Here is a 6,005-nt window from a genome sequence, read left to right on the forward strand (position 1 = left end):
TCACCATCGGCCTGGACGAACTACGCCAGGCACACCAAGCCACCATCCCCGCCCTCCTGGCCTGACACATCGGTCGAAGAGCCCCCGTCCGGACCTCACGGTCCGGGCGGGGGCCTTTTCGTCCCGCCGTGCCCATGGCTCTTGCACGTGATTACGTAACTACGTATTCTCTGGGTCATGGAGCTGGAGGAGCGGGTCGCCGAACTGGAGCGCCGCCTGGCGGCGTTGGAATCCGCGCCGGAGGGGGCGCGGGGCGGCGGCGGTGCGGAACCGCCGGTCGGCGAAGGTGACTTCTGGGCCCTGGAAGGACTCAAGGCGCGGCTCGCCCAGGCGGGCGCGATCGACGGCGGGGTGCTGTTCACGGGAGCCGTGACGCTGCCGACCGGGGAGCGGTACGAGTGGCAGTACGGCGTCCTCGCCCACGAGCAGCTGGACGGCGACTGGACCGAGGCGGCCGAGCCCTTCGCGGCGCTCGGCCACCCCGTGCGCCTGCGGCTCCTGCGCGAGATCCTCGGCGGCCGGCGCACCGCCGCCGAGCTGGCCGCGCTGGAGGACATCGGCACGACCGGCCAGATCTACCACCATCTGCGCCAACTCACCGGCGCGGGCTGGCTCCACACCACCGGGCGCGGCCGCCACGAGGTCCCGCCGGGCCGGGTGGTGCCGCTGCTCGTGGCCCTGGCCACCGCCCGGCCCTGACCTGCGACCTGACCTGTCCCGACCTGACCGCTCGCGACCTGACCGCTCGCGACCTGACCGCTCGCGGCCCGTCCGGACCGGCCTGTCCTGACCCGACCGGCCCGAACCATGGGGGAACCATGTCCATGCGCAAACTCGCCGCGACGGCGGCCAACCTCCTCTGGGCGCTGTTCGTCGTCCAGGCGATCGCCGGGCACTTCGTCGAACTGCCCTACAACTACTGGCTGGGCTGGCTCCCGGTGGCGGTCGCCGTGACCATCGGCATCGCGCTGCGCCGTACCCACGAGAGCCGTGACCCCTCCACGAGGCCGGACCCCGTCGAGGTGGACCCACCCGTCACCGGGACCTGGTCCGCCCTGAACAGTCCGGCGGACAAGGTCCCGAGCCACGGTACGCACGCCCTGGGCCAGACGTACGCCATCGACATCGTCGCCGAGTCAGCGGAACGTCCGAGGCCGGGGTTCGCGTGGCTGTGGCCCGTCGCCCGGCGCAACGGCGACTTCCCGGCCTTCGGCGCCCCGCTGCTCGCGGTCGCGGACGGCACCGTGGTGCGCGTCGAGGACCGCCTGCGCGACCACCTCACCCGCAACTCGCTGCCCGCGCTGCCCTACTTCTTCTTCGTGGAGGGCCTCTTCCGCACTCTCGGAGGGCCGCGCCGCATCATCGGCAACCACGTCGTGCTCGACCTCGGTGACGGTACGTACGCGATGTACGCGCACCTGCGGCGCGGCTCGCTCCGGGTCCGCGTGGGCGACCGGGTGGCCGCCGGGCAGTCGCTCGCGAGCTGCGGCAACTCGGGCAACTCCACCGAGCCGCACCTGCACTTCCAGCTGATGGACGGCCCCGACCCGCGCACCGCCCAGGGCGTCCCGTTCACCTGGCGTGGCGTGGGGGTGCCGGCGGGCGGCGAGACCTTCACGGTGGAGCCGGCCCGGCTCTAACCGGGCGCGTCCCAGAAGGCGTCCGTCTGGTCGATGTCCTCGACGCACTCGTCGATGTCGCTGATCTTCCCGCCGACGATCGTGAAGAGGAGGCCGCCCCTCATCTCGATGCCGCGGTCCTCGCGCTCGGCGAACCATTTGTGGGCCGTGACGGCGTGCCCGCGTCCGTCGACGAAGACACCGTCGAGGACGACGCGCAGGGAGCCGCCGGTCAGTTCGAAGAGCCTGCCGAACAGGGACAGGACGTTGTCGCGGCCCTTGTAGTGGCCGGACACCTGACTGGAGCCCGGCAGGTGGTAGGCACAGTCCGACATCATCAGGGAGCCCAGAGTCGCCATGTCGCCCCTGCCGAAGGCGTCGTAGCCCCGCCGGACCAGAGCACTGTCCGGGTGTTCGCTCATGGTCGTGCCGCCTTTCGCACCCGTCGTCGCCATTCACTCCCATCGTCCGCCCGGAGTCCGCCCCGTGCCACGCGGCGGCGGGCTAACCTCGCCCCATGCCACCGGTGAGCAAGCGCACCCAGCGAAGCCGCAGTTACGACCCGGCCAGGATCCGGGCCGCCGTGCTCGCGCAGTTCGACCACGTACACCGAGGGGTCCTCGCCCTCACGCCCGAGCAGCTCGGGCGGCCGACCAGGCTGGGGGAGTGGACGGTCCGTGAACTGGCCGCGCACGTCACCATGGCGATGCGGTCGCTCATCCGCGGGGTGGACGCCCCCGCGCCGCCCACCCGCGACCTGACCCTGCTGGAGTGGCCGCTCGCCACCCGCCGGTACGCCGGGGACGTCGACCACGACACCCGGGAGATCGCCGAGGCCGGCGCGCAGGACCCGGCCTCCCTCGCCGCGCTGTACGAGGAGACCGCGCGGGGGCTCGCCGACGCCCTGGAGGCCCCGGACGACCGGCTGATCGTCACCCGCTTCGGGGGCGTGCGCCTGGCCGACTTCCTGGTGACCCGGACCGTCGAACTGATCGTCCACACCGACGACCTGAACGACGCGACCGGGCTCGCCGTCCCGTACGAGCGCCAGGCGCTGGCCGCCTGCACCCGGCTGCTGGCCGACGCGCTGGCCGGCAAGGCGCCGGGCGGTTCGGTGGAGGTGCGGGTACCGCCGTACGCGGTGGTGCAGTGCGTCGAGGGGCCCCGGCACACGCGCGGCACGCCGCCGAACGTGGTGGAGACCGAGCCGCTCACCTGGGTCCGGCTCGCCACGGGCCGTACGTCCTGGGCACAGGCCCTGTCCACGGCGCAGGTCCGCGCCAGCGGCGAACGGGCGGACCTGTCGGCCCACCTCCCGGTCCTCGGCTGACCCGCCGGGGCCCGCGACACGGCCCCGCCCCCGGACGGCCCAGCGGCGGAACCGGCACCGCGCCCGGTCCGTCCCATCACCATGCCGACCATGCCGAGCACCCCGAAGAAGCAGCCGTACGCCACGGCGGCCGCCGCCCTCGTCCCGCTCCTCGCCCTCGCCCTCACCGCCTGCGGCACCCAGTCCGGGAACGGGACGGGCACGGGCGACGGCAGCACCTCCGTACGCCCCGACGTGCCGGTCACCGGGGTGCACTGGACCGTCGAGAGCGTCACCGTCGACGGCCGCGAGACCGCCGCCCCGGCCGGGGCGCACGTCCGGATCGACAGCAAGGGGCGGGCCAAGGGCAACTTCGGCTGCAACCACTTCGACGCCCGGGCCGCCGTCGAGGGCGACACGGTCACCCTCAGCGACACCGGAATGACCGAGATCGGCTGTCCCGAGCCCCTCCAGGGCTTCGAGGACGCGCTGAAGTCGGTGCTCACCGGCAAGCTCAAGGCCACGCTGAAGGACGGCCGACTGACCCTGACCACCGCCGGCGGGGACACCGTCCGGCTCGGCGAGCAGCCCCCGGCGCCGCTCGTCGGCACCAAGTGGACCGTGAACTCGCTGGTCTCCGGCCGGGCCGCCACCTCCCTGCCGCCCGGCACCGAGGGCAGGGCAACGCTCGTGTTCGGCAAGGACGACTCCGTACGCGGCACCCTCGGCTGCAACCAGTTCAGCGCCGCCGTCACCACCGACGGGTCCACGATGACGTTCGGACGGGTGACCACCACGCGCAAGCTGTGCGCCGGACCGCAGATGGAACTGGAGCGGGCCCTGCTCACGACCATGAAGGGCAAGGTCCGGTACGCGATCGAGCACCGCAGCCTGACGGTCACCGCCGCCGGCGGGACCGGCTTCGCGGCGGGCGCGGAAAACCGCACGACAACCGCTCCCGCCGGGCAGTAGCATCCGGCCCGCTGCGAGGTCCGTCACACCGCCCGTCCCCGGCGGGCGGCGGTCCCGGTCCCGGCCGACCGGGAGGCGGGACCCATGACGGTCCGCCGGGCACGCCGGCCGCGCCCCGGGCGACCTCGCCCGGCTCCCGCTCAGTCCCAGGTCAGCGCGTGATCGGCGGCCGGAGGGCGGCCGGAGGGCGGACGACCGTGGTCCGACCAGCGGCGCTACGGGGCGCCCGGCGACGGCTCCACGACCGGAACCGTCGCTTCCCCGCCCCGCGTCCCGCGCCGTCCCCAATTCGGACCAGTGGTCGATCTCGCCTACACTCGGTGGCGTGCCACGTGGTGACGGTCGACTCAATCACGATCTGCTTCCCGGCGAAAAAGGCCCCCAGGACGCTTGTGGCGTCTTCGGTGTCTGGGCTCCGGGTGAAGAGGTCGCAAAGCTCACGTACTTCGGGCTCTACGCCCTCCAGCATCGGGGCCAGGAATCCGCGGGAATCGCGGTCAGCAACGGCTCCCAGATCCTCGTCTTCAAGGACATGGGACTGGTTTCCCAGGTCTTCGACGAGACCTCTCTCGGTTCCCTCCAGGGTCATATCGCGGTCGGTCACGCCCGCTACTCGACCACCGGCGCCTCCGTGTGGGAGAACGCGCAGCCGACGTTCCGGGCCACCGCCCACGGCTCGATCGCGCTCGGCCACAACGGCAACCTGGTCAACACGGCCCAGCTCGCCGAGATGGTCGCCGACCTCCCCAAGAAGGACGGCCGCGCCACCCAGGTGGCGGCCACCAACGACACCGACCTCGTCACCGCGCTCCTCGCGGGCCAGGTCGACGACGACGGCAAGCCACTGACCATCGAGGAAGCCGCCGCCAAGGTGCTCCCCGAGGTCCGGGGCGCCTTCTCCCTCGTCTTCATGGACGAGCACACCCTCTACGCCGCCCGTGACCCGCAGGGCATCCGCCCGCTGGTCCTCGGCCGCCTGGAGCGCGGCTGGGTCGTCGCCTCCGAGTCCGCCGCCCTCGACATCTGCGGTGCCGCCTACGTCCGCGAGGTCGAGCCGGGCGAGCTGATCGCGATCGACGAGAACGGCATCCGCACCTCGCGATTCGCAGAAGCGAAGCCCAAGGGCTGTGTCTTCGAGTACGTCTACCTGGCGCGCCCGGACACCGACATCGCCGGCCGGAACGTGTACCTCTCCCGGGTGGAGATGGGCCGCAAACTGGCCAAGGAAGCGCCCGTCGACGCCGATCTCGTCATAGCGACGCCCGAATCCGGCACGCCCGCGGCGATCGGTTACGCGGAGGCCAGCGGCATCCCGTTCGGCGCCGGACTGGTGAAGAACGCGTACGTCGGCAGGACCTTCATCCAGCCGTCCCAGACGATCCGCCAGCTGGGCATCCGCCTGAAGCTCAATCCGCTGAAGGAAGTCATCAAGGGCAAGCGCCTGGTGGTGGTGGACGACTCGATCGTCCGCGGCAACACCCAGCGCGCTCTCGTCCGGATGCTCCGCGAGGCCGGGGCCGCCGAGGTCCACATCCGGATCTCCTCCCCGCCCGTGAAGTGGCCCTGCTTCTTCGGCATCGACTTCGCCACCCGTGCCGAGCTGATCGCCAACGGCATGACGGTCGAGGAGATCGGCAAGTCGCTCGGCGCCGACTCCCTCTCCTACATCTCGATCGACGGCATGATCGAGGCCACCACCATCGAGAAGCAGAAGTTGTGCCGTGCCTGCTTCGACGGTGAGTACCCGATGGAACTGCCGGACCCCGAGCTGCTCGGCAAGCAGCTCCTGGAGACCGAGCTGGCCGCCGGACCGGCCGCCACGGCCGCGGCCGACGCCCTCCGTCGCCCGTAGGACCACCCGCAATCCCTGCAGTACGACACGAAAGTTCTCACAGTCATGTCTGAGACTGAGACCACCGGTGCCAGCTACGCAGCCGCGGGCGTCGACATCGAAGCGGGCGACCGCGCCGTCGAGCTGATGAAGGAGTGGGTGAAGAAGACGCAGCGCCCCGAGGTTCTCGGTGGGCTGGGTGGCTTCGCCGGGCTCTTCGACGCCTCCGCCCTGAAGCGTTATGAGCGCCCGTTGCTGGCCTCCGCGACCGACG

6 protein-coding genes and 1 pseudogene are annotated in these 6,005 nt (G+C 71.9%); 6 read left to right on the forward strand and 1 reads right to left on the reverse strand.

The features are described from left to right. The first annotated feature begins 177 nt into the window (after window positions 1-177). Together IE109_RS32655 and IE109_RS32660 are read left to right on the forward strand one after the other, a co-directional pair. A complete protein-coding gene (locus IE109_RS32655) occupies window positions 178-699 on the forward strand; it encodes an ArsR/SmtB family transcription factor (RefSeq protein ID WP_189554984.1) in 522 nt (173 codons plus the stop codon). A 119-nt stretch (window positions 700-818) separates the two neighbouring features. After that, complete coding sequence (locus IE109_RS32660; RefSeq protein ID WP_189554985.1) at window positions 819-1,640, forward strand: M23 family metallopeptidase; 822 nt, start codon at window positions 819-821, stop codon at window positions 1,638-1,640. On the opposite strand, the gene IE109_RS32665 is transcribed toward IE109_RS32660, so the two are convergent. Further along, window positions 1,637-2,041 carry a nuclear transport factor 2 family protein gene (locus IE109_RS32665; RefSeq protein WP_189554986.1) on the reverse strand — a complete coding sequence of 135 codons (405 nt, stop codon included), beginning with the start codon at window positions 2,039-2,041 and terminating at the stop codon, window positions 1,637-1,639. The genes IE109_RS32660 and IE109_RS32665 overlap by 4 nt on opposite strands. 95 nt (window positions 2,042-2,136) lie before the next feature. Between IE109_RS32665 and IE109_RS32670 the strand changes: the two genes are divergently transcribed. The 4 genes and pseudogenes from IE109_RS32670 to IE109_RS32685 form a co-directional block, all read left to right on the forward strand. Continuing rightward, the gene (locus tag IE109_RS32670) at window positions 2,137-2,949 is read left to right on the forward strand and encodes a maleylpyruvate isomerase family mycothiol-dependent enzyme (protein ID WP_189554987.1); all 813 of its coding nucleotides are present in this window, start codon (window positions 2,137-2,139) and stop codon (window positions 2,947-2,949) included. Window positions 2,950-3,039: 90 nt separating this feature from the next. Then, window positions 3,040-3,900 carry an META domain-containing protein gene (locus tag IE109_RS32675; protein ID WP_189554988.1) on the forward strand — a complete coding sequence of 287 codons (861 nt, stop codon included), beginning with the start codon at window positions 3,040-3,042 and terminating at the stop codon, window positions 3,898-3,900. Window positions 3,901-4,225: 325 nt separating this feature from the next. Then, window positions 4,226-5,752: an amidophosphoribosyltransferase gene (gene purF / locus IE109_RS32680; protein ID WP_189554989.1), complete on the forward strand. Its 1,527-nt coding sequence runs from the start codon at window positions 4,226-4,228 to the stop codon at window positions 5,750-5,752. Between the two features lie 45 nt (window positions 5,753-5,797). Beyond that, window positions 5,798-6,005 (forward strand): annotated as a pseudogene (locus IE109_RS32685) (phosphoribosylformylglycinamidine cyclo-ligase); the annotation flags it as partial.

Origin of the sequence: Streptomyces lavendofoliae (assembly GCF_014649735.1) — a bacterium.
GTDB lineage: Bacteria > Actinomycetota > Actinomycetes > Streptomycetales > Streptomycetaceae > Streptomyces > Streptomyces lavendofoliae.

Bases quoted from the DNA above. Each gene is read 5' to 3' on its own strand.
- IE109_RS32660 (WP_189554985.1), top strand. From the start codon at position 819: ATGTCCATGCGCAAACTCGCCGCGACGGCGGCCAACCTCCTCTGGGCG.
- IE109_RS32670 (WP_189554987.1), top strand. From the start codon at position 2,137: ATGCCACCGGTGAGCAAGCGCACCCAGCGAAGCCGCAGTTACGACCCG.
- IE109_RS32665 (WP_189554986.1), bottom strand. From the start codon at position 2,041: ATGAGCGAACACCCGGACAGTGCTCTGGTCCGGCGGGGCTACGACGCC.
- IE109_RS32655 (WP_189554984.1), top strand. From the start codon at position 178: ATGGAGCTGGAGGAGCGGGTCGCCGAACTGGAGCGCCGCCTGGCGGCG.
- IE109_RS32675 (WP_189554988.1), top strand. From the start codon at position 3,040: ATGCCGAGCACCCCGAAGAAGCAGCCGTACGCCACGGCGGCCGCCGCC.